Source organism: Meridianimarinicoccus aquatilis (assembly GCF_004358675.1).
GTDB classification, from domain to species: domain Bacteria; phylum Pseudomonadota; class Alphaproteobacteria; order Rhodobacterales; family Rhodobacteraceae; genus Meridianimarinicoccus; species Meridianimarinicoccus aquatilis.
In genome coordinates this window covers 1-22544 of sequence record NZ_SMZO01000054.1, presented here as the reverse complement: position 1 = coordinate 22544, position 22544 = coordinate 1, and the positions used below count along the sequence as shown (strand labels likewise).

Here is a 22544-nt window from a genome sequence, read left to right as displayed (position 1 = left end):
TCGAAAACGAGCGGTGAACATGTCTGATCTTTTCTGGCTTACGGACGCGCAGATGGCGCGTCTTGAACCCTTCTTTCCGAAGTCCCACGGCAAGCCCCGCGTTGATGACCGACGTGTGTTGAGTGGGATCATTTTCATCAATCGCAATGGGTTGCGATGGCGGGACGCCCCGTCGGCCTATGGCCCACACAAGACGCTGTACAACCGTTGGAAGCGGTGGAGTGACAAGGGTATCTTCGCCCGAATGATGGCAGGTCTGGCTGCCGAACACGGCGAAAAGAAGACCGTCATGATCGACGCGACGTATCTCAAAGCCCACCGAACAGCGACCAGCATGGGCGTGAAAAAGGGGGGCGTGGACGCCTGATCGGTCGAACCAAAGGCGGCATGAACACGAAGCTGCACGCCGTCTGCGACAGCCAGGGCCGACCGCTCCACCTCTTCGTCACGGCAGGACAGGTCAGCGATTACATCGGTGCCCGCGCCCTGGTCGGCAGTTTGCCAAAGGTGGGGTGGCTGCTGGGAGACCGAGGATATGATGCCGATTGGTTCAGAGAAGCGTTAAAAAACAGAGGGATACGCGCCTGCATCCCGGGACGGAAGCAGCGGAAGAAACCGGTAAAGTACGACAAGCGCCGCTACAAGAGGCGCAACCGGATCGAGATCATGTTCGGCAGGTTGAAGGATTGGCGGCGTGTCGCAACGCGATACGACAGATGCCCAAAGGTCTTTCTGTCAGCCATCACACTCGCTGCGCTCGTCATCTATTGGCTATGAGTCCTGACCCTAGCAAGAGTTGGATGGGCTGTTCGGCGCCTGACAGGCGGTCCCGGACCGAAGGCTGACTTGGCCGCCTTCTTGGATCGCCGGGATCCCGAGAACATTGAAGGCAGCGCTGAGCGTTTCGAAGATCGCGCGGGCGGATGGTTGGACGTAATGGCCGCAGCAGCCCAACTCCACCCAATCACGCGGGCTTGCATGGGCTTTCATCTCTGGAGCCTGGCCGGCCTCGGACAGCACGGTGACCAGATGGAAGCCGCCGTCACCGCGTCCAGGATCGCGGCCAGCGATGGAAGCGGCGCCATCTTCGCACCGCTCGCCATGGGCGGGGCGGGGGGGGCTACGTGTGTCGGGCTTGCCGCCCGAACGTTTGGCCCGCTGGTTGGATGGGATGAACAGCGCAATTCTGACAGCGATGCGAACAATTGACGATATTGAAGCGTGGACGGGTCGGGCAGAAAACGTCATGGAGCAACTGTTTGGTCGGACGCCTGCCGCCTTGCGAAAGGTTCTCACGGAGTGGCCTCTGGTCTCAGCCCCAATGGCTGAGGCAATTACCAAAGCGAGTCGCTCCGCTGTTCAGCGAAATCTGGCGTGGATGGAAGAAAGCGGTTTGATCCGCGAGGTGACGGGGCACGGGCGATATCGTATGTGGTGCATTGCTGACTAAGCTTATCGGCAACCATTTGAATTATGCTCTGAATTCAGGCGGTAAGTATACGGTCAGCCATTGAAGTGCGTTACCCGAGTGTCAGCACCATGTTGTCGGACAAGGCCAGAGGCGGAATGTACAGGTTCTCCAACGCGGGCCCTTTGCGAATACGACCCGCGGTATCGTAATGTGACCCGTGGCAGGGACAAAACAACCTCCAAAATCGCCCGCTCCATCGCCAAGCGGGACACATCCCAAATGCATGCAGACACCGATCATGACCAGATAGGCGTCATGGCCCGGAATGGCGCGGTTCTCATCCTGCGCTGTGGCCACGCCGGGAAGATTGGGATTGCGCGCATCGGTGTCCGGCAAGGTGGAGACCGCCTCTTCACGCGCCTGGGCCAGCTCCGCTTGCGTCCGGTGGCGAATGAAGACGGGCTTTCCGCGCCAATTGACGGTCAGTTGCGTACCTTCCGTGAGCCCGGAGATATCCACCGAGATAGTCGCCAGGGCGCGCACATCCGCCGATGGGTTCATTTGATTGATCAGCGGCCAGAGCGCCGCACCGGACGCGACCACGCCCGCGCCAGCAGTGGCATAATACAGGAAATCCCTGCGTTCAGTGTCGTCGGTGGCATCCATAGCACAGCGAGTGTGCAACCTTCCCGCCCCGGAACGTCAACGCGGGTTTGTAATGTTTTGTCTGCAACCCGGGGGCTGGCGGAGGGAAACTGTGGCGGATCTTCAGCTCAATGGTGGGGCGGTTCGCCTTTTGCCATCATGAGGTGATGCTCCTGGTGATGCGCGCCGATGGTCATCAGCCCGAAGAACCCAAGACCCTGTATCTGGTCGGAATCGCCATCGACGAGGAGGGCAACACCATCCCCGAGATCCTCTGTCGTGACCTCCCAACCCGTCTCGGTTGCAAGGAACGGCGCATGGGTAGGCACCATGGCGCGAATGGCCCCGAGAACGCGCGGTGCTCCGCGGATTTCGAACCGGACACCGGCGGGCCGCACACTGCGGGTAACCTCGGCCTCCATCGTCACAAGCTCCATGTCCACCAGATGTCGCCTCAGGGCCGCGATATCGACATTTGCCCAATCGGTAGCGGGATCGGCGCGTAGGAGCGCCACGATCTCGGCCATGGCGGCAAAGGCAGATTGCCCGGTTTCCTGCGGACCCGGCATCGCATGCCCGGTCGCGGAATGGCTGTGCTGGGCCGCGACGGGTCCAGACAATGACAGGGCAAGCAGGAGAGCAACAAGGCGCATGGGGGGATCCTTTTGAACGGCACGATACCCGTTTTTCGTAGCACGCAGGCCTGCTCTGGAATATGATTTCAATCATATGCTGCCAGAGCCCTACGACCTTCTCCCGACAACTGCGCGTCAATCGCAAACAATTGCGGCTGGCGACGCGCTCTTTCGACAGGGTGCAAGGACCCGGGGCCTCTATGTGCTGATAACCGGGCGTGTGCATCTCGAACGGGTTGGTCCTCATGGCGAGCGCCTCATCATTCACCGGGCGACATCCGGAACCAGCTTTGCCGAAGCCTCGGTCTTTTCGGAGCGCTATCATTGCGATGCCATCGTGATGGATGCGGGAGAGCTGGTCCGGATCGACAAATCCGCGGTTCTCGCCGCCTTCGCGAACCCGGACTTTGCACGGGCCTATGGACACCAGGCGGCCCAACAGGTTCAGGCGCACCGGCAGATCATGGAAATTGTCGCCATCCGACGCGCCGAGGACCGGGTGATGGCGGGGATCGTTGCGGGTCTTCTGGATGGCACCGTCGTCGACTTTGCCGCGCGCCTCCAGCTGACGCATGAGGCGACCTACCGTGCGCTGCGGGCGCTTGTCGAAGCGGGCCGGGTCAACAACCCGTCCCGCGGAACCTACCGATTGACTTAGCTGTGACTGGCAAAGACCGATGTCGCGCTATCGGTCCCGACAAGCAACGTATCGAAGGTGTCCCCGGCCCCGGGGCCGCCCATGCCGGGGGAACTCATCGGCATACCCGGCACGCTCAGCCCGCGGGCCGTGGGTTGCTCTGAAAGAAGCCGGGCGATGTCTTCTGCCGGCACATGGCCCTCAATGAAGTAATCGCCCACCACAGCGGTGTGGCAACCGGCCAACTCCGGCGCGATCCGGAGCCTGTCTTTCAACGCATAGAGGGCGTCCTGACCGACATCCTGAGCCTCGACCTGAAACCCGGCCTGCCGGACATGATCGACCCAGGCCGTGCAGCATCCGCAGGTCGGGGTTTTGACAACCTTGATGATGGGCCTGGCATCGGCCATGGCCGGGAGCGCGATCGTCGCGGCAGCGCCAGTCAGCAGAAAGCTACGTCGTTTCATGTGTCGTTTCCTTTTGAATTGCGTTCGAGATTAGCATCCGGAGCGGCACTGTCGAGGTGATCGCGGTGCGCGGGTGGTGCACGAAGCTCTGCCTGCGGCCCCATCGATTGCGTGACGTCCAAATCGTCCGCGTGGCGCTCGTCGAGGCAATCCGTTTCAAGCTGCAGGGTCACCATGTGAAACCGGTGATGCTTGGTCAGGTGCGTATAGGCGGTCTCAAGGATGCGTGACGCATCGGCAGGCTTGGCATGGCGGAGATGGGCCGAGAAGGCATGCTTGCCGCTGGTCAGCGTCCAGGCGTGGACATGGTGAACATCGAGAACGCCGTCCTGCGCGCGCAGATCAGCGGTCACGGCCGAGAGATCAGTATCCGCCGGGGTCCCTTCCAACAGAATATGCACAGCCTCGCGGATGACCCCAACAGAGGCCCAGAGGAGCACGACCCCGAAGGCCATACCAAGGATTGGGTCGATCGCCAGAAAGCCGGTGAACTCGATGACGAGCGCGGTCACGATGATCAACAGGCTGCCGACGAAGGTCTGGATGATGTGCCAGAGGGCCCCGCGGGCATTCAGATCATCCTGGCTGGATTTCCACATCAGGCCGAGCGAGATCACCTCGGTGACCAAGCCACCGAAGGCCACCCAGAGCATCGGTCCCGTGGGCAAATGGATCGGATTTCCGAGCCGCATCGCCCCCATCCAGATCACCAGAAGCGCCATGCCGAGGAGAAAGCCGCCATTCACAAGCGCGCCAATGATCTCTGCGCGATACCACCCGTAACTGTGCGCCATATCCGCCGGGCGGCGCGCGATCCGCTGCGCGATGATGGCGACGAGCACGCCCCCGACGGCGGACAACGTGTGAAACGCATCTGACAGCACCGCGATCGAGCCGGTCCAGAGCCCGACGGCCAGTTCGATCACGAAGTAGATGCCGGTCAGCCAGGCAGATATGACCAGAGCTTTTCCCGACGACGGCATATGTCCCGCATGTGAATGAGTGGCCATGTCAGATCTCCTTCTTCGGCGTGCGGCGGTCTCGCCAGACCGCAAAGAGGACGGACAGGGCGGTAAACGCGCCAAGCGCCAATGCCGTCCAGGTGGCGGTTTGCACGTCCCCATTCATGGCCTCGCTGCCAAGATGGGCCAGCAAGAAGCTTGCCGGAATGATCCCGGCGAGCGTCGCGAGGGCAAACCGCCAGAGGTGCAGGGCACTCAACCCCGCCGCGTAGCTGACCATGTCGAAGGACAGGAACGGCAGCAGTCGGCTTCCGAACACCAGAAACGTCAGCGTATTCTGTGACCCCAGAAGTCCACGTCCGATCGTCTCGCCGACATGGCGTTCCACGAAAGAGCGCCCCAGCCCGCGCGCGAGCAGAAACGCGGCAAGCGCGCCGATCTCTGCGCCGAGCACGACGAGCAGGGTTCCGAAGGTGTGACCGTAGGCGGCCCCGGCAGCCAGCGCGATCGGCGCCGAGGGCAGGGGGCTGGCCACGATCGCCAGCGTCATCAGCGCCACGACCAGAACCGGACCAAGAAGACCGGCCGCCTCGATCCAGCGCCGCAGGTCGTCGCGCTCCGGCAGATCGGCATCGAGCCCCGCAAGGTCCGGACGCGCCAGGACGAGAAGCAAGAGCCCCAGAAGGACAAGAACAACGACACGCACCATGGCCTACCTCGTACAAAGCAGCACAAGAAAGGCTGCCGCCATCAGGTCAAAGACGACGCAAAACGGGATGTACCAGTGTGGGACCCGGGCAAGGCGGACCGCATTGTGATGGGCAAGATCCCACAGCGCATGGAGCGCGAGACCCAGAGGCAAGGCCACCCAATGCCAAAGGAGACCCGCTACGGCCGCCGCCCCAAAGACGAGAGCAACCGCCAGCTCAGACCAGAACACGGAGCGTCGGCCATCGGCGGCACCGAACCCGATATAGGCCCCGCCGATCAGGGCCAGTGTGACTGCGGCCAAGGCAAGCGAGTCTGCCTGTTCCAGGAGGAGGTGGGCGGGCATTGTGACCACAAAAAGCGCAAATCCGATCCACGCGGGCGCCACCATGGTCCGGTGCGCTGATTGGGCGGGATGTTGCCCCGATATGTCTGGTCTTGCGCCTGTCATGGTGCGTCAGATGGGGCTTCCAGCAGCTGGAGGGTCAAGACATGTCAGGTCTATTGATACATATTGCGACAAACGAGGTGCGGGTCTTACCCGAAAGAACAACTATTCTGGGTGTTATGGAACTCAATCTATTGAACAGTAGGCCGATCGGCCAGACGTGCCGATGTGTGGGACCCGATCGCTGATGGCGGCATCGGCGCATATTCTGGTCGTCGATGATCATGCCGAGATCCGGCACTCCGTGACGCGCTACCTGGAGAAAAACGGGCTGCGCGCGACGGGAGCCAAAAGTGCGGGCGAGATGGATGCGCGATTGAGCGAGGACAAATTCGATCTGATCGTGCTCGATATCATGATGCCCGGAGAGGACGGGCTCGCGGCCTGCGCACGGCTGCGCCGGGAGCGGCAAAAAACGCCGATTCTCATGCTGACGGCGCTCGGCGACGATGACGCTCGGATCAAGGGGCTCGACACCGGCGCAGATGACTACTTGGCCAAGCCCTTCAATCCGCGCGAGCTTCTGGCACGAATCAATGCGATCCTGCGCCGTGCGGTAGACGGATATGCACCCCATGGCGGAACATTTGCGGGCAAGCGGGCCGTATTTGCCGGGATCACATTCGATCACGACGCCAGCCATGTCATTTGCCCCGATGGCACGGTCAATGCACTGACCACGGCCGAAGCAAAGTTGCTGACGGTGTTATTGGAGCGTCCTCGGGCGGTGATCGGCCGGGATGAGCTTCTGGAATTGAGCGCCGGCCGTGTCGCCGGACCATTTGATCGTACCATCGACAATCAGGTTTCGCGCCTGCGCCGGAAAATCGAACCCGATGTGCTTCGCCCCCGGATCATATCGACGGTGCGCAATGGCGGGTATTGTCTGAACTGTGATGTGGAGGTCGAGGCCTGATGCGAATGGGGTTCCGCTCACAGATCGCCCTTTTGGTGGTGGTAGTCCTGTTCGTGGCGCAGGTCGTGGGTTTGTGGCTTTTTGTCGATGAACGGTCGCTTGCCGTGCAAGCGGCCATCGGCAGCGAGGCAGCCGGACGCGCAGCCAACGTCGCCCGTCTGATCGAGGAAGCACCGCCGACGTTGCATGAGGATATCGTGGCCGCGGCAAACTCGCCCCTTGTACGTTTCGATCTCGGCGACACGCCTGCCGTAACGCACACCCACCATGATGCGAACGGAGCGATCGAAGCGCGCGTGCGTGCGCTTTTGAACGATGGCTACACCCGCGATATTCGGGTCGAAGTGCATGAGATTGAACAGGGGCTGTTGCCGCTGCCGAACCTCTCTCCGGAAATGGCGGAAATGCACGCCGAGATGATGCAGGGCACCCTGGCGGCCCTCGAGATGGAGGTCTCGATCGCCATTGCCGGAGGCCAATGGCTGAACGTCGCCACCCGGTTCGAGCGGCCGCCGATACAATGGTCCTGGGCCTCCACCCTCTCTTTCGTGTTGACGGCAGCCGTTTTGCTGCTGGCGATATTCTGGTTTCTGCTGACGCGCCTCACGCGGCCTCTGAATGATCTCGCCGCGGCTGCCGAAGAGTTCGGGCGCGGTGGCGGGCAAGGACCCCTCACGCCGGTCGGCCCAAATGAAGTGCGGAACCTGACGAGGGCCTTCAATGACATGCAAACGCGCCTGGCTCGCTTCGTCACGGACAGGACGCAAATGCTGGCCGCCCTGGCTCATGACTTGAGATCGCCACTCACCGCGCTCAGGGTTCATGCCGAGATGGTGGAGGATGCGGAGACCAAGACCGGCATCACGGCCTCTCTCGACGAGATGCAGGATATGGTGGAAGCCACGCTGGCCTATGCGCGCGGTGTGGGACAGGACGAGGCCCTGCAACGGACCGAGATTGGCGCGTTCCTGACCGACATTCGGGACGCAACCCACGGTGCGTTGGACGTGCGCCCGGGACCCGAGGCAATGGTGCAGATCAAGCAGAAGGCACTGCGCCGTGCTTTGCGCAATCTCATCGACAATGCGGGGCGCTACGGGCGCAACCCGACCCTGACCTGGGGCATCTTTGACGAGAGCATCGAGATTTTGGTCGAGGACGATGGGCCGGGAATCCCCGATGACCGGTTGCGCGATGTCTTCCAGCCCTTCCTGCGCCTCGAGGGATCGCGCTCCCGCGAAACCGGAGGCCATGGGCTGGGCCTTTCAATCGCCCGCAGCATCGTTTTGCAACACGGCGGCGCGATCACCCTGTCGAACCGCGCAGAGGGTGGGCTCTGTGCACGCATTGTTTTGCCCGTGACTGCGCATCAAGCTGCAATGACATCTCCGTCAGAGCATCCCGAAGCGCGCGCCGAAACCAGATTTTCGGCTCGGACCAAGAAAGTGTAGCGCCGCCGTCCAACCAGCGGGTTGATACATAACCTTACAAAATACCGGGCCTTCCTGCGTTCCGTCGCTCACTGATCTTCGATAGAAAACAAAGCGTTCGACATGGAAACGAGGCAGGCCCATGCAGTCAAGAAACCGATCTTCTCTCACCCGGCGCAGCTTTGCGCGCGGACTTGGCACCATGGTGCTCTTCGCCCCTTCTCTTGTCAGGGCCCAGACGACAGACCCGGTGCGCCGCAATGTGTCGTCCTTTCGAACGCACGCTTTGCAGGACCATTTCGACGCGCTCGGCGTCGGCTTGATCATCTCTGACACCAACTCGAAAGTGCTGCAGCATTGGACAGCCGATGGCGAAATGCGCCTCTATCCAACCTCCGTTCCCATGACAGAAGAATTGACGAGACGTGGGTACACTGAGGTTGTTGAGAAGCGGAAAAATCCAAGTTGGGCGGCAATCCTGAAAACCCCCTCGGTACGCGTGCGCTCTACCTGTCGTGGCAATATTACCGAATTCATGGCACGGCGGACACGCGCAAGATCGGACGACGGTCCTCCAACAGCTGTATTGGTCTCTACAACGAACAGGTTGAAGAATTGTTTGACAGAGTGCCCGTTGGCACCAAAGTCAGGTTGATCTGACATGGCGCGGCAGGATCATGTCAATCGCGAGGGTAGCTCGCAACGGGCACAACCGATCGTGATGCTTAACGAAGGGGTATTCCAGTGAAGTACAATTTCTTTTTTGTCATGGTTTCGACCTTTATCGGTTCCACTGCCCTCGCCCATTCTGAAAAGGAAAGCATGACGCCTGCAAATGGTGCCGTTCTTGAGGTCGTACCAGAAATGATTGGACTGCGCTTCAACGATGGGATGCGTTTGACGAAAGTCGAAATGACCCATGCGGAGACGCACACCGAGGCTCTGGACCTCGGCGCCCAATCCGGTTTTGTCAAAGAATTCTCGCTGCCTCTCACGCCGATGGGGCCGGGGATGTATCACATCGAATGGCGCGGGCTTGGTGTTGATGGGCACCCGATGAACGGTGTCTTCTCGTTTGAAGTGAAGTGAGCGGTGCCGGATATCTGGGGACAGGCTGCGGTTGCCACAAAGTTTTTGCTCTATCTCGGCGTCCTCACGAGTGCCGGGCTGGTACTCTGTCGCCAAGTCTTTTCCGAGCAGTTGGCTGGGCTCGACCGTTTTCTACGCGTCTGGGCTGTCTTCTTTGCTCTTTTGGCAGCCGCAATGTCATTCCTCGGCTTTGCCGTGCGGGGCGCAGTGCTCATGGATGATGCTTCAGGCATGACTGATCTGGCGATCCTGGCGTTGCTCTGGGAAACGCCGCCCGGAGACGCCCTGCTGTTGCGGCTACTGGGCCTGGGGGCACTCCTGACCGGTGTGGTCTTGGGGGGGCGGTGGCTATGGGTCGCGCTCTTGGGCAGTTTATTGGCAATCTGGAGTTTTTGCGAGATCGGTCATGTCGCCAGCGAAGATCGCCTGTGGTTTCAGAGCGTCTTGTTCGGTCATCTGATCGTTGCCGCATTCTGGATCGGCGTCCTTCTTCCGCTCCATAAGCTTTCGGGGTCTGCGGACACATTGCGAGTTGCTGCCGTGCTTGGACATCGCTTTGGACAGGTCGCATCTGTTGCGGTCCCACTCCTGCTGCTCGCTGGCGTGGTAATGACCTGGCGACTGGTTGGTTCGTTACCCGCGCTTCTCGGCACTGCCTATGGTTTGACACTTCTGGCAAAGATTGCCGTCGTGACGCTGCTTCTGGCCCTTGCGGCCATCAACAAAACACGGCTTGTGCCGGCTTTGCAGAGCGGTGAGCCCAAAGCTGGGCCGCACCTTGCAAGATCGATTTCTCTCGAATGGGTTTGTATCGGCGTCATCTTGCTTGCCACGGCTGTCTTCACCTCAATCCTAACGGTGCCATCATGAAACTTTCAAAACGCGATTTTCTTCGCATGAGTGCTGCCGGTTTGGTGTGCATGCCGAATGCACTGTCTGCACAATCAGACATGCGCGCGGTGACAGCCCGGGTCGCCGACATCCAGCTTTTACCTGACGACTACGGAAAAACGCAGATCTGGGGGTTTGATGGTATCGCGCCGGGCCCGGAAATCCGGGTTACGCAAGGCGCGCGGGTACAGAGACGTATTGTCAATGAGTTACCCGATGCGACATCGACCCATTGGCACGGGATCCGCATCGACAATGCGATGGATGGGGTGGCGGGTCTGACGCAGGACGCCATTCGCCCCGGGGACAGCTTTGACTCCGATTTCGTCGTCCCCGACGCGGGCACATACTGGTATCACGCGCACAACCGCTCGTTCGAGCAGGTCGCACGTGGTCTTCACGGTGCGCTGATCGTCGAAGAGCCGGAGCCGATCGATATCGACCGGGAAGAGGTCCTGATCCTTGACGATTGGCGCATCGATCCGGAAACAGCCCAGATCGCGGATACCTTCGGGGCGATGCATGACCTCAGCCATGCCGGGCGCCTCGGGAACTACATCACAACGAACGGCGTCTACAATCTCGCAAAGAATGTGAAACGGCATGAGCGTCTGCGCCTGCGGCTGATCAATGCGTCCAACGCCCGGATTTTCCAACTCGCGCTGGAGGGGCTCGATGGCTGGATCGTGGCCATGGACGGGATGCCGCTGGCCACACCGCAACCTGTGAAGGGTCCATTCCTGCTCTCGTCGGCACAACGGGTGGACCTGATCGTCGACGTGACCGCAGAGGTCGGCAGCGCGGGCCATATCGTGCAAGTGAGCCGTGATGAAAGCTTTTCTCAGGTGGCCTTCGAAGTGACTGACGACAGCACACGCGCGCGGCGCGGAACGCCTCTACCCCTGCCGCCGAATGCCCATGCCATGCCAAATCTGGCATCGGCACGGGACATCGCATTGCTGATGGAAGGGGGGGCCATGGGCGGCATGCGCGGTGCCATGATGGGCGGTCGGATGTCTTCGATGCGCGACATGATGGAGACAGGACACTTCTGGGCCTTCAATGGCGCGGTGGGTGGCATGGATGGTCCAGCACTGGCGGAACTGTCGCGTGGCGAAACCGTTCGGCTGAAGATCACCAATGACACATCGTTTCCGCATGCCATGCATCTTCATGGCATGCATTTTCACGAGATCGCACCCGATGGCAGTCTCGGCGCGCTGCGCGACACCACGCTGCTCGACCGGGGCGAAGTGCGCGACATTGCCTTCGTGGCAGACAACCCCGGAAAATGGCTGCTGCATTGCCATATGCTGTCACACGCGGCGTCGGGCATGATGGCATGGGTCAATGTGGCATGAGAGCTATGACTGCCATCTTGGGGATTGGTGTCTTGGCGGCGCTCGGGGCGGCAGCCTATGTCTGGACCGGGTCTGCCGGTGATGTCCAAATCGGTGTGATGCCGGAAAACGTTGATCTCGTGGCCGGCGAAGCGCTTTATGCCGAGACCTGTGCCGCGTGCCATGGGGCCAATCTGGAGGGTCAGGACAACTGGCGGAGTCCGGGCGCGGACGGTCGGCTGCCTGCACCTCCCCATGATGAAACGGGTCACACCTGGCATCACGAAGACCAGGTTCTGTTTAACTACACGAGACTAGGAGGCCGCGAGATGATGGCGGCGCAAGGCATGGAGTTCGACAGCGGCATGCCCGGCTTCGGAGATCAACTCACCGATCAGGAAATCTGGAATGTCCTCGGGTACATCAAGTCAACCTGGCCCGAGGAAATTCAGGACATGCAGGCCGCGCGCACTAATGGCATGCCGGTGAACTAGGAGAACTCTCATGAAGATCGCAATGACAATGTCTCTGGTCGTCACTTTGCTCGCCCCATTCGCGTCTCATGCTAACGCGCTCAGCGAAGACCGGGTCAAGGAATTGGTTCTGGAGGCCATCCGCGAAAACCCGGAGATCGTCCTCGAGGCGGTTCAGATCATTGAACGGGCTGAACAGGAGCGGCTGGCCACCGCAGCGACGAGTGTCCTCTCCGAAAACCGCGATCTCCTCGAGAACGACCCGAACGCGCCGGTTCTCGGAAATCCAGAAGGCGACGTCACGGTTGTGGAGTTCTTCGATTACAACTGCCCCTATTGCCGTCGGGTGAAGCCGCATATCAAAGCGCTCTTGGACGAAGATCCCAATGTGAGGCTGGTCTATCGCGAGTGGCCGATCCTCGGTGATGGCTCGGTGTTTGCCGCGCGCGCCGCATTGGCCGCGCGAGAGCAGGGCAAATACGAGGAGTTTCACTGGGCGTTGATGGGCATGCAAGGCCGGGCCGAGGAAGCGTCCGTCATCCAGGTCGCACAGGAGATTGGTTTGGATATCGCGCAGCTAAGACGGGACATGCAGGCGCCTGAGATCGATGCCCATATCGCGGCATCAATGGAGATGAGCCGCCAGCTCGGCTTCAATGGCACACCATCCTTTGTGATCGGAGACGCACTGGTTCCGGGGGTCATCGAGGCGGATCAGATGATCCGTCTTGCGCAGGAGGCGCGGGCTATGAAGAAATAGGTTCAGCTGCGTATCCGGCAGTTTTGATCGCCTCGACGACAGCACTGATCGTGCACGACGTGTCCACATCGATCGTTCGCGAGGCTAGGTTCGCCCTAACGCTCGCCGAAGTGTCCAGGGCCGTGATTTCTTTGGTAATCGCTGCGGTACAATGGCCGCAGCTCATGTCCGGAACGTGAAGTCGCATGGAGCCCCCTTTCTTTCACCAGATGAGAGATGGGGCTTCCGGTTAGTACAAGGTCAAGCGTCCATTGATGTCTGGACAGGGATTTTTGCCACGCCGGGCGCGTCGCTGTTCAATGTCTTGCGATCTCCATGGCAGGATTTTCCCATGAAAAAGAACATCACGCCATGTGCGCCGAGGCAAAGGGCGATTGGTGCCAGAACGCCCAAACTGTCCTGCAATCCAGAAAACGAGCCGCCTCGGACAAAGAAAACAAGCAGCGGAAGCAGCATCACCGCGCAGCATACCCACATGCCGACGTGCATCATCTTTGAATTCTGCGGCTGCTTTTCTTGATCTGACATATTCATCGAACATACTCCTTCTTCGGAGATAGCGCACCAATCGCTCGTGCGACAAGTTTACAAATCGATACATTTCAATCGGAAACAGGGGGGTTAGAGAGACTGTAGGCTGCTGCTGTGCCGGCCCCAAAAAGAAATCTCCGATAAACCCCTTGAGCTTCCAGTGACTGGAAGCCCTATATCTGCCTCGAGCACGCAATCGAGGTAACACGCCATGACCGACACCAGCCAAACAACGCTCAGCATCGAAGGCATAACCTGTGCTTCCTGCGTGGGGCGTGTTGAAAAGGCCTTGGCGGGGCTCGATGGGGTTTCCGACGTCGCCGTCAACCTCGCATCCGAAACAGCGCGCCTTTCGCTGGATGATCCGTCTCGACTTACCGATGCCACGCAGACGCTTGCCTCCTTGGGTTATCCCGCGCGAACATCCAAGGTCACCTTGAACATTGCGTCCATGTCCTGCGCATCCTGCGTCGGACGGGTGGACAAGGCACTGGCGGACGTGCCCGGAGTGCTTTCCGTCAGCGTGAACCTGGCGGCAGAAACGGCGACGGTCGAGTATTTCGAGGGCGCCGTGTCCTTGGGCGATTTGATGGCGGCATCGGCGGCGATTGGTTATCCGGCCGAGATTGCAGAGGCGCAGGCGAGCCAGTCTCGCGTCGCACGCAAGGCAGAAGAAGCCGACGGACTGCGCCGCAGCGTCCTTTTGGCAGCAATTCTAACGCTTCCGGTCTTCATCCTAGAAATGGGCTCCCATCTTATTCCGGCATTTTATCACTTGGTGATGACGACGGTTGGTCTCCAAACGTCTTGGATCATCCAGTTCGTCCTCGCAACACTCGTCCTCTTCGGGCCGGGACGCCATTTCTACACCAAGGGGTTTCCCGCGCTTTTCAAGGGCGCCCCGGACATGAACAGCCTCGTCGCCGTCGGCACCGGCGCGGCCTGGGGATATTCGGTGGTCGCAACCTTTCTTGCCGGACTTCTGCCAGAGGGTGTGCGCGCGGTCTATTTCGAAGCCGCTGCGGTCATCGTCGTCCTCATTCTGATTGGCCGATGGCTCGAGGCACGCGCCAAGGGCCGCACCGGCGCTGCGATTCAGGCTCTGCTGGGCCTGCAGGTCCGCACCGCGCGCGTCGTCCGGGGTGGTGACACGGTAGAGGTCGATGTCGATGCACTCGCCGTCGGCGATGTGATCCTGGTCCGCCCGGGTGAGCGGATCCCGGTGGACGGCGAGGTGACCGAGGGATCCAGCAATGTGGATGAGAGCATGATTACCGGAGAGCCTGTGCCCGTGCAGAAGGCCGCAGGTGCGGCTGTAACGGGCGGGACCGTCAACGGCACCGGGAGCCTGACGTTCAAGGCCGCACGGGTCGGGTCGGATACGACGCTCGCACAGATCATCCGCATGGTCGAGGAGGCGCAAGGCGCCAAACTGCCCATCCAGGGCCTTGTTGACCGCGTGACCCTGTGGTTCGTGCCTGCGGTCATGGCGATGTCCGCGCTCACGGTTATGGTCTGGTTGCTTGTCGGACCGGACCCGGCTTTGACCTTTGCGCTGGTGGCCGGCGTCTCGGTTCTGATCATCGCCTGTCCTTGCGCCATGGGCTTGGCCACGCCCACGTCGATCATGGTGGGCACCGGGCGCGCCGCAGAGATGGGGGTCTTGTTCCGTAAGGGTGATGCACTCCAGGCCTTGTCCGAAGTCGATGTCATCGCACTCGACAAGACAGGGACGGTCACCGAAGGCCAGCCGTCGCTGACCGATCTGGTCACTACCGACGGTTTGGACCGAGACCGGGTATTGTGCCTGATCGCCGCTGTTGAGGCCCAGTCTGAGCATCCCATCGCCGAAGCGATTGTTCGCGGAGCGCAGACAGAAGGGATCGCCGTTCCGAAAGCCACGGGCTTCCGGTCGATCACCGGTTACGGCGTCGCCGGGACTGTCGAGGGTCAGGACGTGATGGTAGGCGCGGACCGCTACATGAACCGCGAAGGCATCGAGATCGCCACCGTGGTCGAAACGGAAGCCGAGCTGGCAGAGCGGGGCCGGACAGCGCTTTATGCGGCTATCGACGGCAAACTGGCCGCAGTGATCGCCGTGGCAGACCCCGTGAAACCCGCCAGCCAGGAAGCCGTTGCAGCCCTGCACGCGCGCGGTTTCAAGGTTGCAATGATCACCGGAGACAAACGCGAGACGGCGGAGGCCATCGCGCGCGAAACCGGAATCGACCACGTGATCGCGGGAGTCCTGCCGGATGGCAAGGTCGCAGCTCTCGACGATCTGCGCGCGGGAGACCGAAAGATTGCTTTCGTCGGCGACGGCATCAATGATGCACCGGCCCTGGCCCATGCGGATGTCGGCATCGCCATCGGCACCGGAACCGATGTCGCCATCGAATCCGCCGATGTGGTCTTGATGTCAGGCGATCTGCGCGGCGTGGTGAATGCGGTTGAGGTTTCCAGACGCACCATGTCGAACATTCGCCAGAACCTCGTCTGGGCCTTCGGGTATAATGTTGCGCTGATCCCGGTCGCCGCCGGGGTTCTCTATCCGGCCTTTGGTTTGCTTCTCTCCCCGGTCTTCGCGGCGGGCGCCATGGCCCTGTCGTCGGTATCGGTTCTGACAAACGCCCTGCGTCTGCGCCGCATCGCGCCAGCCTTGCGTGAAGACAGAGACATCACCGCGCCACGGATCAGTGCACAGACCCAACCCGCGGAATAGGAGGATCGTGTCGTGAACATTGGAGAAGTTGCAGAGCGGTCCGGCATCCCGCCCAAAACCATCCGCTACTACGAGGATATCGGCCTGGTCAGGCCGCAGCGCAGCGGCAACGGATACCGCGCGTTCCGCGAGATCGATCTGCACAAGCTTGCATTCTTGGGTCGCGCCCGCGCGCTCGGGTTCTCGATCGAGGATTGCCGCAATCTCTTGAGCCTTTACGAGGATGAAACGCGGGAAAGTGCTCAGGTAAAGACCATAGCTGAAGAGCACCTGGGCGCAATCGACGACAAAATCGCGCAGCTTCAGGAAATGCGCGAGACCTTGTCCCATCTCGTCGAGGCCTGCCGCGGAGACCACCGACCGGATTGTCCGATCTTGAAGGATCTTTCTGGCGCGCTCGCTGGATGCAAACCAACGACTGGAAGAAGCGCGGATTAGCGCAACTATTTCCAACTTCCTCTTTTCGTTGGCGAAATCTCTTGGAACTATCCAGTGCTGGAAGGTTGTTAAGTTGATAAGTGCCAAAAAGACAGGAGGGAACACATGTCGGTCGGACAAGAACTCACCAGCCATTCTAGCAGCGGTGGGCCACTGGTTCACTGTCTGTACGAACCCGATACCGGGTCGTGGCAATACATCTGTGCGGATCCCGCCACTGGAAAGTGCGCAATCATTGATCCGGTGCTAGATTTCGATCCCGCCCATGCCCGCGCGTCGACCGAGTCCGCGGAAAAGCTCTTGGCGATCGTGGAGCAGCACGGCTACGATGTGCAGTATATCCTCGACACGCATCCGCATGCGGACCATCTGACCGCCGGACGGTGGCTGGCTGACCGCACCGGCGCACCGCATGCCATCGGGGACAAGGTTTCCGACATCGCAAAGCTTTGGCGGGATTATTATCATCTGGTTGACGCTTTTCCAGTGGCGGATGATTTCGACCGTCTGCTTTCCGAGGGCGACCATTTCTCCATCGGTGATCTTGGTGTCAAAGTCCTGCTTTCGGCAGGACACACGCTTGGCTCTGTCAGCTATGTTGTTGGCGATGCGGCGTTCGTGCATGACACGTTAATGCATGTCGATGTGGGGACCGCGCGCGCAGACTTTCCGGGGGGCAGCATCGAGGAGCTTTGGGATTCGATACAAGAAATTCTGTCGTTGCCGGAAAACACGCGCGTATTTGTCGGCCACGATTACGGAAGCGACCAACGCGAACAACCGGCCTGCGAGGCAACTGTCGCCCAACACCGGGCCGACAATCCGCACGTCGGCGGCAGTCAGTCGAAAGAGGCGTTCATCAAACTGCGGCAAGAACGCGACGCGACGCTTGGGCTACCCGATCGCATGCTCTTTGCCTTGTACGTCAACCTGCGTGGTGGGCGTCTTCCACCCGCGGAGGCCGACGGTAATTCCTATTTCAAGATTCCTGCAAACAAATTCTGAGGTGAGGCAATGAAGAAAGAAATGGTTGATGGTGGCACCCTCGAAACCTGGACGCCGGAAGAGGTTGAAGCAGCCTTGCGCAAGGGTGAGATCGTCCTCTTGGATGTCCGCACGCCGGCCGAGTATGCATTTGAGCACGTCGAGGGCGCCCTGCTTCTGCCCATGGCGTTTTTCGATCCGCGATTCTTGCCGGAAGACAACGAAAAGCGACTTATTCTGATGTGCGGGTCTTCGGCGCGATCGGAAAAGATGGCGCGAAAAACGCTGCAATCAGGTGCGAAACGGATCGCTCATCTGGAAGGTGGATTTGGCGCGTGGAAAGACGCAAAGTTGGATTATGTCACGACTGATATGGCCAGTGGTACGCCTGTACGAAAATCGCCGTCATAAAGCCAAATGACGTGGGCAGAAATTTCTGCGCAAATGGCACCTCCGGTCGTGTCTTGCGGACCAAAAACCATTCTCCGCATCGAACTCGCCGAATTCAGAATGTGCAGCAACTTCGTGCCCGCCTCTCTTGCAATGGCCTAGTTTGACGGAGAAATCTCCTATCTTGGGAACCTTCCAGCGCTGGAATCTCGTTCCAGAGGAAAGCGAAAGGAGTTCACATGTCAGATTCAGCAATATCTCGTTACGGCCGCGACTCGGCTGCTTCCGCGAAATCGGACAGTCACGGCAAGTCTTCTTACGGGCGTTTCCTCGCGATGGTTGGAACGTCGACGGCCCTCATGTTCGGTCTGATGTATCTGAACGCCTATGCTCTCGAGCATGTCTACTGGAGCGAGACACGGTTCTATATGACCTTTGTCATGGGTGCGACGATGGCTATTGTGATGTTCCTGTTTATGTGGGGCATGTACAAATACCTCGCTGCCAATGTCGTAATTCTCGCAGGCTCGGCAGTCCTGTTCGCCGGCGCTCTCTGGCTCGTCCGCGGCCAAGAAACCGTGCAGGATGAAAGTTGGATGAGTGCCATGATCCCGCACCATTCGATTGCAATCATGACCAGCAAGAGGGCGGAAATCACTGACCCGCGCGTCAAAGCGCTTGCTGAAGAAATTGTCGTGGCTCAAGATCGGGAAATTGCGGAGATGCGCTTCCTGCTCGCCGACATCGAAGCAAATGGTGAAGCTGGGCCAGAATGGCCATTGGGTAAATCAGATGGACCTGCAAGCGTGGCAAGCCTGACGCAGGCAATCTCAACGCCGGTCATTGCAGGCATCCGTCCTGCTCCTCTTTCGGACGCGGAGATCGAAAGCGGGCTCGGCACCGAGCCGATGTGTACGTTCGTTCGCGCCGTCAACGCCGACCCCATATTGGCGACCGATGGAAACGGGCAGGGTATCGCGAAAGTCTCCGGGTCGCTGGTGCAATTCGAAGCGACCGGCAGTGTGGCCCCTGGAGGTGTCCTGATGGCCGATGGTGGCCAGATGACCGTCGCAACGAACGATGCTGACAATGGAGAAGGCTCTACCCTTCTGTTCGAATTGACCGGTGAAACCCCGCTCGCGGTTGGCTTCATGGGATACTGGACCTGCAACAGCTAGACCAATGGAGGACATGATGCCGAAAGATACCAACCAGGCCGCAGGGAAGGCTGTTCTTTATCGCATGGTCATGGAAGACCACCTCTGCCCCTATGGATTGAAATCGAAAGATCTCTTGGAGCGCGAAGGGTATGAGGTCGAAGATCATCATCTGACGACGCGCGAAGAAACCGACGCGTTCAAGGCGGAACACAACGTATCGACAACACCCCAGACCTTCATCGGCGGTACGCGCATCGGCGGCTATGACGCCTTGCGCGAGCACTTCGGGAAAGAGGTTAAGGAGGCGGACGAGACGACCTATCAGCCGGTGATCGCGATCTTCTCGGTGGCGTTTCTGATGGCCCTGGGCCTCAGCTGGGCGTTCTACGGGTCGATACTTACCCTTCGCGCTTTCGAGTGGTTTATCGCGATCTCCATGTGCTTCCTTGCCGTCCAGAAGCTGAAGGATATCGAAGGCTTCTCGACGATGTTCCTGAACTACGATCTGCTCGCGCAACGCTGGGTGCGTTACGGCTACGTCTATCCCTTTGGTGAAGCCATCGCGGGCGTTCTTATGGTCGCGGGCGCACTTGTGTGGATCAGTGCCCCAAACGCCCTCGTAATCGGGACCATCGGGGCGGTCTCCGTGTTCAAGGCGGTCTATATCGACGGGCGAGAGTTGAAATGCGCTTGCGTTGGTGGCGGGTCGAACGTGCCACTGGGATTTGTGTCGCTGACCGAAAATCTGATGATGATCTTTATGGGGGTCTGGATGCCCGCGCGCGCACTCGGTTGGATATAGGAGGAGCAGTGGTCCATGTCGCCAAAGTCCTGACCTTGCTGACATGCGCCGTGTTTGCACCAGCCGCGGGCACCGCCAACGAGGCCATTTCTTTTGACGGCAGCTGGAAAGAGCAGGGCTTTTTGCGCCTTTTCTCGAACGATTTTGGTCAACGGGGACGCCAGTTGGACATCGTTTCGGACGGTACGGTCTCGTTGCTCTGGCGTAACCGCCCGATTGGCACCGCCTGCCTAATTTTGGCGTGATGGTTTAAGATACGTGCATAGCGACGTCGTTAGTGACGTGTCTTATGCGGAGGGTGTCATGCGGGGCGAGGTCCTTGGTTTTGAGCGGCGGCGGCGCTGGAATGATGATGACAAGTTGGCGATTGTTTCATCCGTCGGCATTGACGGGGCGACGGTCACGCATGTTGCGCATAGGCACGATGTGACGCGCCAGCAGATTTACCGATGGCGGCATGAGCTTAAGAAGAAGGGGCTTTGGCCCACCGGCGAGGGCGCAGTTTTTCTACCAATTGATTTCCATGTTGCAGACGTAGTGTCATCAGCCTCGGAGCCCACACCGCCGTCTGCGGTGGAGCTTTCCTTGAACAATGGACGTTGCTTGCGATTTGATACTGGCGTGGAAGCAGCCGCGCTGACGCGATTGATCCGGGCGGTGGAAGCCGCGTGATCGGTCCGGGAACCGGGGTTCGGGTTTATCTGGCCTGTGGGGTGACGGATATGAGGAAGGGCATCGCGGGCCTTTCGATCTTGGCGCAGGACGTGTTGCGCCAGAAGCCAGCAAGTGGCGCGGTGTTTGCCTTTCGTGGACGACGGGGTGATCGGTTAAAGCTGCTGTACTGGGATGGTCAGGGCTTTTGTCTTTACTACAAGGTTCTGGAGCGGGGGCGGTTTCCATGGCCAAGCGCCCAGGATGGGGCTGTGCGGATGACCTCGGCGCAACTGGCGATGCTGTGGGAGGGGATCGATTGGCGTAGGCCAGATTGGGGTGCGCCACCGGCCCGCGTTGGTTGATTTATCTATCTGATATTGCTTATTTATATAGTGTTTTACTGTAAGTTTTGGTAATTTGCGCCATGCTGATTGATACTGAAAACCTGCCAGATGACCCCGTTCGTTTGAAGGCGATGATTGCGACTTTGCAGGCGGAGAATGCCAAGATATCGGCGACACTGCGGGCCCATGATCAATTGGTACAGGCCTTGCGGCTGCGGATCGCAAAGCTGCAGAAACAGGCGTTTGGTGCAAGCTCGGAAAAGATCGAGCGCGAGATTGAACAGCTTGAGTTGGCGCTGGAAGACCTACTGGTCGCGGTCGCTGAGGCGGAAGACGCACCGCTTGATGAAGATGAGGCTGACGCACCATCTTCTGCTGCATCCGAGCCGGTTGAGAATAAACCCCGCCGTCGCCCGCGTGTCTCGGACACGACCCCGCGTGAGCGCCGCGAGCTTGATCCCGGTGCCGCGTGCCCCGATTGCGGCGGTGATCTGCGGATCGTTGGTGAGGATGTCAGTGAACTGCTCGATATGATCACAGCGCAGCTCAAGGTGATCGAGATTGCCCGCATCAAGAAGTCCTGCCGCCGCTGCGAAAAGATGGTGCAGGTGCCCGCACCCAGCCGCCCGATCCCGGGCAGCATGGCGGGGCCCAATCTACTGGCGCATGTTTTGGTCTCGAAATTTGACGATCATCTTCCGCTTTACCGACAGAACGAAATCTTCGCGCGTATGGGGGCTGACATTCCAGACAGTACGCTGGTCGATTGGTGTGGGCGCGCGATGCAGGTTCTCCGGCCCATCATTGAGCGGGTCGAGGCGCATATCATGGCAAGTGATCTGCTGCATACAGATGACACGCCAATCCGGGTGCTGGACCGTGCGCGACGCGATAAGGGGTTGGGTAAAGGCGTGAAACAGGGCCGTATCTGGGCCTATGTCCGTGATCAGCGACCATGGGCGGGCACAGCGCCGCCGGGGGCGGTTTATTACTTTGCCCCTGACCGAAAAGGCGAACATGTCCGCCAGCACCTGCAAAACAGTAGCGGTATCTTGCAGGCAGACGCCTATGCCGGGTTCAATGCGCTGTATGAGAAAGGCCCTGACGGCAACAGTCAGTTCAAGGAGGCCGCCTGTTGGGCGCATCTGCGTCGCGACTTCCATGATGTATGGGCGTCGGACAAGTCACAGATCGCTCGTGAGGCCCTCGACAGGATAGGGAAGCTCTATGACATCGAGCGCGAAATCGCAGGTCAATCAGCTGATACGCGCCTTGCAGCACGCCAAAAGCTGAGCAAACCGAAGGTTGAGGCCTTCAAACTCTGGGCCGAACAACAGCTGACGCGGATCCCCGGCAAGAGCGATCTGGCGAAAGCCTTTCGTTATGGTCTGAGCCGTTGGCCGTCGTTCTGTTTGTTCCTTGAGGATGGTCGCGTGGCTATCGATAATAACGCGGCAGAACGTGCCATGCGCCCGATCGGGATTGGGCGCAAAAACTGGCTCTTTGCGGGTGCTGACACCGGGGCGGAAACTTTGGCGCGTGCGATGACGATCATCGAAACCGCAAAGCTGAACGCCATCGATCCACAAGCCTACCTTGCCGACGTCCTCGACCGCATCCACGATCACAAAATCAACCGGATCGACGAACTGATGCCTTGGAACTGGGGGTCAGCCTAAACCGTGGTATCAATCGGGCGGTTACGCT

Annotated in this window: 27 protein-coding genes and 3 pseudogenes; 21 read left to right on the top strand and 9 right to left on the bottom strand. The window is 59.7% G+C overall.

The window, feature by feature from the left end:
• Positions 1-19 precede the first annotated feature (19 nt).
• Together E2L05_RS16940 and E2L05_RS16935 are read left to right on the top strand one after the other, a co-directional pair.
• Positions 20-777 (top strand): IS5 family transposase gene (locus tag E2L05_RS16940; RefSeq protein WP_133342084.1). Its coding sequence is split into 2 segments (ribosomal slippage): positions 20-341 and positions 341-777, totalling 759 coding nucleotides; the frame shifts between segments, so codons are not numbered across the junction.
• A 9-nt stretch (positions 778-786) separates the two neighbouring features.
• Positions 787-1450: pseudogene (locus tag E2L05_RS16935) on the top strand (helix-turn-helix domain-containing protein); the annotation flags it as partial.
• Between the two features lie 70 nt (positions 1451-1520).
• Here E2L05_RS16935 and E2L05_RS21350 read toward each other — a convergent pair.
• The 3 genes and pseudogenes from E2L05_RS21350 to E2L05_RS16925 all read right to left on the bottom strand — a co-directional run bounded on the left by E2L05_RS21350 (position 1521) and on the right by E2L05_RS16925 (position 2709).
• Positions 1521-1685, bottom strand: coding sequence for a Rieske 2Fe-2S domain-containing protein (locus E2L05_RS21350; protein ID WP_394346564.1), 165 nt, complete (start codon positions 1683-1685; stop codon positions 1521-1523).
• A pseudogene (gene petA / locus E2L05_RS16930) lies at positions 1685-2077 on the bottom strand (ubiquinol-cytochrome c reductase iron-sulfur subunit); the annotation flags it as partial. The gene E2L05_RS21350 and the pseudogene petA, both read right to left, overlap by 1 nt.
• 107 nt (positions 2078-2184) lie before the next feature.
• Entirely contained in the window at positions 2185-2709 is a 525-nt protein-coding gene (locus tag E2L05_RS16925) for a hypothetical protein (RefSeq protein ID WP_133344020.1), read from the bottom strand.
• Positions 2710-2785: 76 nt separating this feature from the next.
• Between E2L05_RS16925 and E2L05_RS16920 the strand changes: the two genes are divergently transcribed.
• On the top strand, positions 2786-3349 hold the full coding sequence (locus E2L05_RS16920; protein ID WP_133344019.1) for a Crp/Fnr family transcriptional regulator: 564 nt from the start codon (positions 2786-2788) through the stop codon (positions 3347-3349).
• Here E2L05_RS16920 and E2L05_RS16915 read toward each other — a convergent pair.
• Genes E2L05_RS16915 through E2L05_RS16900 form a run of 4 tightly spaced genes read right to left on the bottom strand, consistent with a single transcriptional unit; the run spans position 3346 to position 5856 of the window.
• Positions 3346-3795: a DUF411 domain-containing protein gene (locus tag E2L05_RS16915; protein ID WP_133344018.1), complete on the bottom strand. Its 450-nt coding sequence runs from the start codon at positions 3793-3795 to the stop codon at positions 3346-3348. The genes E2L05_RS16920 and E2L05_RS16915 overlap by 4 nt on opposite strands.
• Positions 3792-4805 (bottom strand): cation diffusion facilitator family transporter, encoded by a 1014-nt coding sequence (locus E2L05_RS16910; protein ID WP_133344017.1) that lies wholly within the window; start codon positions 4803-4805, stop codon positions 3792-3794. The genes E2L05_RS16915 and E2L05_RS16910 overlap by 4 nt, the downstream gene beginning before the upstream one ends.
• Position 4806: 1 nt before the next feature.
• Positions 4807-5466, bottom strand: coding sequence for a TVP38/TMEM64 family protein (locus E2L05_RS16905; RefSeq protein WP_133344016.1), 660 nt, complete (start codon positions 5464-5466; stop codon positions 4807-4809).
• Between the two features lie 3 nt (positions 5467-5469).
• Complete coding sequence (locus tag E2L05_RS16900; RefSeq protein ID WP_133344023.1) at positions 5470-5856, bottom strand: DUF6010 family protein; 387 nt, start codon at positions 5854-5856, stop codon at positions 5470-5472.
• Between the two features lie 223 nt (positions 5857-6079).
• Between E2L05_RS16900 and E2L05_RS16895 the strand changes: the two genes are divergently transcribed.
• The 8 genes and pseudogenes from E2L05_RS16895 to E2L05_RS16860 all read left to right on the top strand — a co-directional run bounded on the left by E2L05_RS16895 (position 6080) and on the right by E2L05_RS16860 (position 12812).
• Complete coding sequence (locus E2L05_RS16895; protein WP_279512642.1) at positions 6080-6829, top strand: response regulator; 750 nt, start codon at positions 6080-6082, stop codon at positions 6827-6829.
• Positions 6829-8280, top strand: coding sequence for an ATP-binding protein (locus tag E2L05_RS16890; RefSeq protein WP_133344015.1), 1452 nt, complete (start codon positions 6829-6831; stop codon positions 8278-8280). Before E2L05_RS16895 ends, E2L05_RS16890 begins: the two co-directional genes overlap by 1 nt.
• Before the next feature lie 121 nt (positions 8281-8401).
• A pseudogene (locus E2L05_RS16885) lies at positions 8402-8919 on the top strand (L,D-transpeptidase).
• A gap of 84 nt (positions 8920-9003) precedes the next feature.
• On the top strand, positions 9004-9348 hold the full coding sequence (locus E2L05_RS16880) for a copper resistance CopC family protein (RefSeq protein ID WP_243722029.1): 345 nt from the start codon (positions 9004-9006) through the stop codon (positions 9346-9348).
• 3 nt (positions 9349-9351) lie between these two features.
• Positions 9352-10218 (top strand): copper resistance D family protein, encoded by an 867-nt coding sequence (locus E2L05_RS16875; protein WP_133344014.1) that lies wholly within the window; start codon positions 9352-9354, stop codon positions 10216-10218.
• The gene (locus tag E2L05_RS16870) at positions 10215-11600 is read left to right on the top strand and encodes a multicopper oxidase family protein (RefSeq protein ID WP_133344013.1); all 1386 of its coding nucleotides are present in this window, start codon (positions 10215-10217) and stop codon (positions 11598-11600) included. Before E2L05_RS16875 ends, E2L05_RS16870 begins: the two co-directional genes overlap by 4 nt.
• Entirely contained in the window at positions 11597-12073 is a 477-nt protein-coding gene (locus E2L05_RS16865; RefSeq protein WP_176600832.1) for a c-type cytochrome, read from the top strand. Before E2L05_RS16870 ends, E2L05_RS16865 begins: the two co-directional genes overlap by 4 nt.
• A 10-nt stretch (positions 12074-12083) precedes the next feature.
• Positions 12084-12812, top strand: a complete 729-nt coding sequence (locus tag E2L05_RS16860; protein WP_133344011.1) for a DsbA family protein — start codon at positions 12084-12086, stop codon at positions 12810-12812.
• On the opposite strand, the gene E2L05_RS16855 is transcribed toward E2L05_RS16860, so the two are convergent.
• On the bottom strand, positions 12799-12978 hold the full coding sequence (locus E2L05_RS16855) for a heavy-metal-associated domain-containing protein (RefSeq protein WP_243722032.1): 180 nt from the start codon (positions 12976-12978) through the stop codon (positions 12799-12801). The two genes, E2L05_RS16860 and E2L05_RS16855, sit on opposite strands and share 14 nt — an antisense overlap.
• 74 nt (positions 12979-13052) lie before the next feature.
• A complete protein-coding gene (locus E2L05_RS16850) occupies positions 13053-13346 on the bottom strand; it encodes a DUF2933 domain-containing protein (protein ID WP_133344009.1) in 294 nt (97 codons plus the stop codon).
• Positions 13347-13554: 208 nt separating this feature from the next.
• On the opposite strand from E2L05_RS16850, the gene E2L05_RS16845 reads away from it, so the two are divergent.
• From E2L05_RS16845 to tnpC, 10 genes are all read left to right on the top strand, one after another.
• Positions 13555-16065 carry a heavy metal translocating P-type ATPase gene (locus E2L05_RS16845; protein WP_133344008.1) on the top strand — a complete coding sequence of 837 codons (2511 nt, stop codon included), beginning with the start codon at positions 13555-13557 and terminating at the stop codon, positions 16063-16065.
• A gap of 12 nt (positions 16066-16077) precedes the next feature.
• Positions 16078-16503, top strand: a complete 426-nt coding sequence (cueR, locus tag E2L05_RS16840) for a Cu(I)-responsive transcriptional regulator (RefSeq protein WP_133344007.1) — start codon at positions 16078-16080, stop codon at positions 16501-16503.
• Positions 16504-16608: 105 nt separating this feature from the next.
• Positions 16609-17508 carry an MBL fold metallo-hydrolase gene (locus E2L05_RS16835; protein ID WP_133344006.1) on the top strand — a complete coding sequence of 300 codons (900 nt, stop codon included), beginning with the start codon at positions 16609-16611 and terminating at the stop codon, positions 17506-17508.
• Positions 17509-17517: 9 nt separating this feature from the next.
• Positions 17518-17898: a rhodanese-like domain-containing protein gene (locus E2L05_RS16830; protein ID WP_133344005.1), complete on the top strand. Its 381-nt coding sequence runs from the start codon at positions 17518-17520 to the stop codon at positions 17896-17898.
• A 218-nt stretch (positions 17899-18116) separates the two neighbouring features.
• Positions 18117-19055 carry a DUF305 domain-containing protein gene (locus tag E2L05_RS16825; RefSeq protein WP_133344004.1) on the top strand — a complete coding sequence of 313 codons (939 nt, stop codon included), beginning with the start codon at positions 18117-18119 and terminating at the stop codon, positions 19053-19055.
• A 16-nt stretch (positions 19056-19071) separates the two neighbouring features.
• A complete protein-coding gene (locus E2L05_RS16820; protein WP_133344003.1) occupies positions 19072-19839 on the top strand; it encodes a MauE/DoxX family redox-associated membrane protein in 768 nt (255 codons plus the stop codon).
• 8 nt (positions 19840-19847) lie between these two features.
• Positions 19848-20084 carry a hypothetical protein gene (locus E2L05_RS16815; protein WP_133344002.1) on the top strand — a complete coding sequence of 79 codons (237 nt, stop codon included), beginning with the start codon at positions 19848-19850 and terminating at the stop codon, positions 20082-20084.
• A 58-nt stretch (positions 20085-20142) separates the two neighbouring features.
• Positions 20143-20511: an IS66-like element accessory protein TnpA gene (tnpA, locus tag E2L05_RS16810; RefSeq protein ID WP_133342751.1), complete on the top strand. Its 369-nt coding sequence runs from the start codon at positions 20143-20145 to the stop codon at positions 20509-20511.
• Positions 20508-20855, top strand: coding sequence for an IS66 family insertion sequence element accessory protein TnpB (gene tnpB, locus E2L05_RS16805; protein ID WP_208016246.1), 348 nt, complete (start codon positions 20508-20510; stop codon positions 20853-20855). Before tnpA ends, tnpB begins: the two co-directional genes overlap by 4 nt.
• 62 nt (positions 20856-20917) lie before the next feature.
• Positions 20918-22516: an IS66 family transposase gene (tnpC, locus tag E2L05_RS16800; RefSeq protein ID WP_133342750.1), complete on the top strand. Its 1599-nt coding sequence runs from the start codon at positions 20918-20920 to the stop codon at positions 22514-22516.
• Positions 22517-22544 lie beyond the last annotated feature (28 nt).

Coding starts and splice junctions, on each gene's coding strand:
- E2L05_RS21350 (WP_394346564.1), bottom strand. CDS start 1,685: ATGTGTCCCGCTTGGCGATGGAGCGGGCGATTTTGGAGGTTGTTTTGT.
- E2L05_RS16925 (WP_133344020.1), bottom strand. CDS start 2,709: ATGCGCCTTGTTGCTCTCCTGCTTGCCCTGTCATTGTCTGGACCCGTC.
- E2L05_RS16920 (WP_133344019.1), top strand. CDS start 2,786: ATGCTGCCAGAGCCCTACGACCTTCTCCCGACAACTGCGCGTCAATCG.
- E2L05_RS16915 (WP_133344018.1), bottom strand. CDS start 3,795: ATGAAACGACGTAGCTTTCTGCTGACTGGCGCTGCCGCGACGATCGCG.
- E2L05_RS16910 (WP_133344017.1), bottom strand. CDS start 4,805: ATGGCCACTCATTCACATGCGGGACATATGCCGTCGTCGGGAAAAGCT.
- E2L05_RS16905 (WP_133344016.1), bottom strand. CDS start 5,466: ATGGTGCGTGTCGTTGTTCTTGTCCTTCTGGGGCTCTTGCTTCTCGTC.
- E2L05_RS16900 (WP_133344023.1), bottom strand. CDS start 5,856: ATGGTGGCGCCCGCGTGGATCGGATTTGCGCTTTTTGTGGTCACAATG.
- E2L05_RS16895 (WP_279512642.1), top strand. CDS start 6,080: ATGTGTGGGACCCGATCGCTGATGGCGGCATCGGCGCATATTCTGGTC.
- E2L05_RS16890 (WP_133344015.1), top strand. CDS start 6,829: ATGCGAATGGGGTTCCGCTCACAGATCGCCCTTTTGGTGGTGGTAGTC.
- E2L05_RS16870 (WP_133344013.1), top strand. CDS start 10,215: ATGAAACTTTCAAAACGCGATTTTCTTCGCATGAGTGCTGCCGGTTTG.
- E2L05_RS16865 (WP_176600832.1), top strand. CDS start 11,597: ATGAGAGCTATGACTGCCATCTTGGGGATTGGTGTCTTGGCGGCGCTC.
- E2L05_RS16860 (WP_133344011.1), top strand. CDS start 12,084: ATGAAGATCGCAATGACAATGTCTCTGGTCGTCACTTTGCTCGCCCCA.
- E2L05_RS16855 (WP_243722032.1), bottom strand. CDS start 12,978: ATGAGCTGCGGCCATTGTACCGCAGCGATTACCAAAGAAATCACGGCC.
- E2L05_RS16850 (WP_133344009.1), bottom strand. CDS start 13,346: ATGAATATGTCAGATCAAGAAAAGCAGCCGCAGAATTCAAAGATGATG.
- E2L05_RS16845 (WP_133344008.1), top strand. CDS start 13,555: ATGACCGACACCAGCCAAACAACGCTCAGCATCGAAGGCATAACCTGT.
- E2L05_RS16835 (WP_133344006.1), top strand. CDS start 16,609: ATGTCGGTCGGACAAGAACTCACCAGCCATTCTAGCAGCGGTGGGCCA.
- E2L05_RS16830 (WP_133344005.1), top strand. CDS start 17,518: ATGAAGAAAGAAATGGTTGATGGTGGCACCCTCGAAACCTGGACGCCG.
- E2L05_RS16825 (WP_133344004.1), top strand. CDS start 18,117: ATGTCAGATTCAGCAATATCTCGTTACGGCCGCGACTCGGCTGCTTCC.
- E2L05_RS16820 (WP_133344003.1), top strand. CDS start 19,072: ATGCCGAAAGATACCAACCAGGCCGCAGGGAAGGCTGTTCTTTATCGC.
- tnpA (WP_133342751.1), top strand. CDS start 20,143: ATGCGGGGCGAGGTCCTTGGTTTTGAGCGGCGGCGGCGCTGGAATGAT.
- tnpC (WP_133342750.1), top strand. CDS start 20,918: ATGCTGATTGATACTGAAAACCTGCCAGATGACCCCGTTCGTTTGAAG.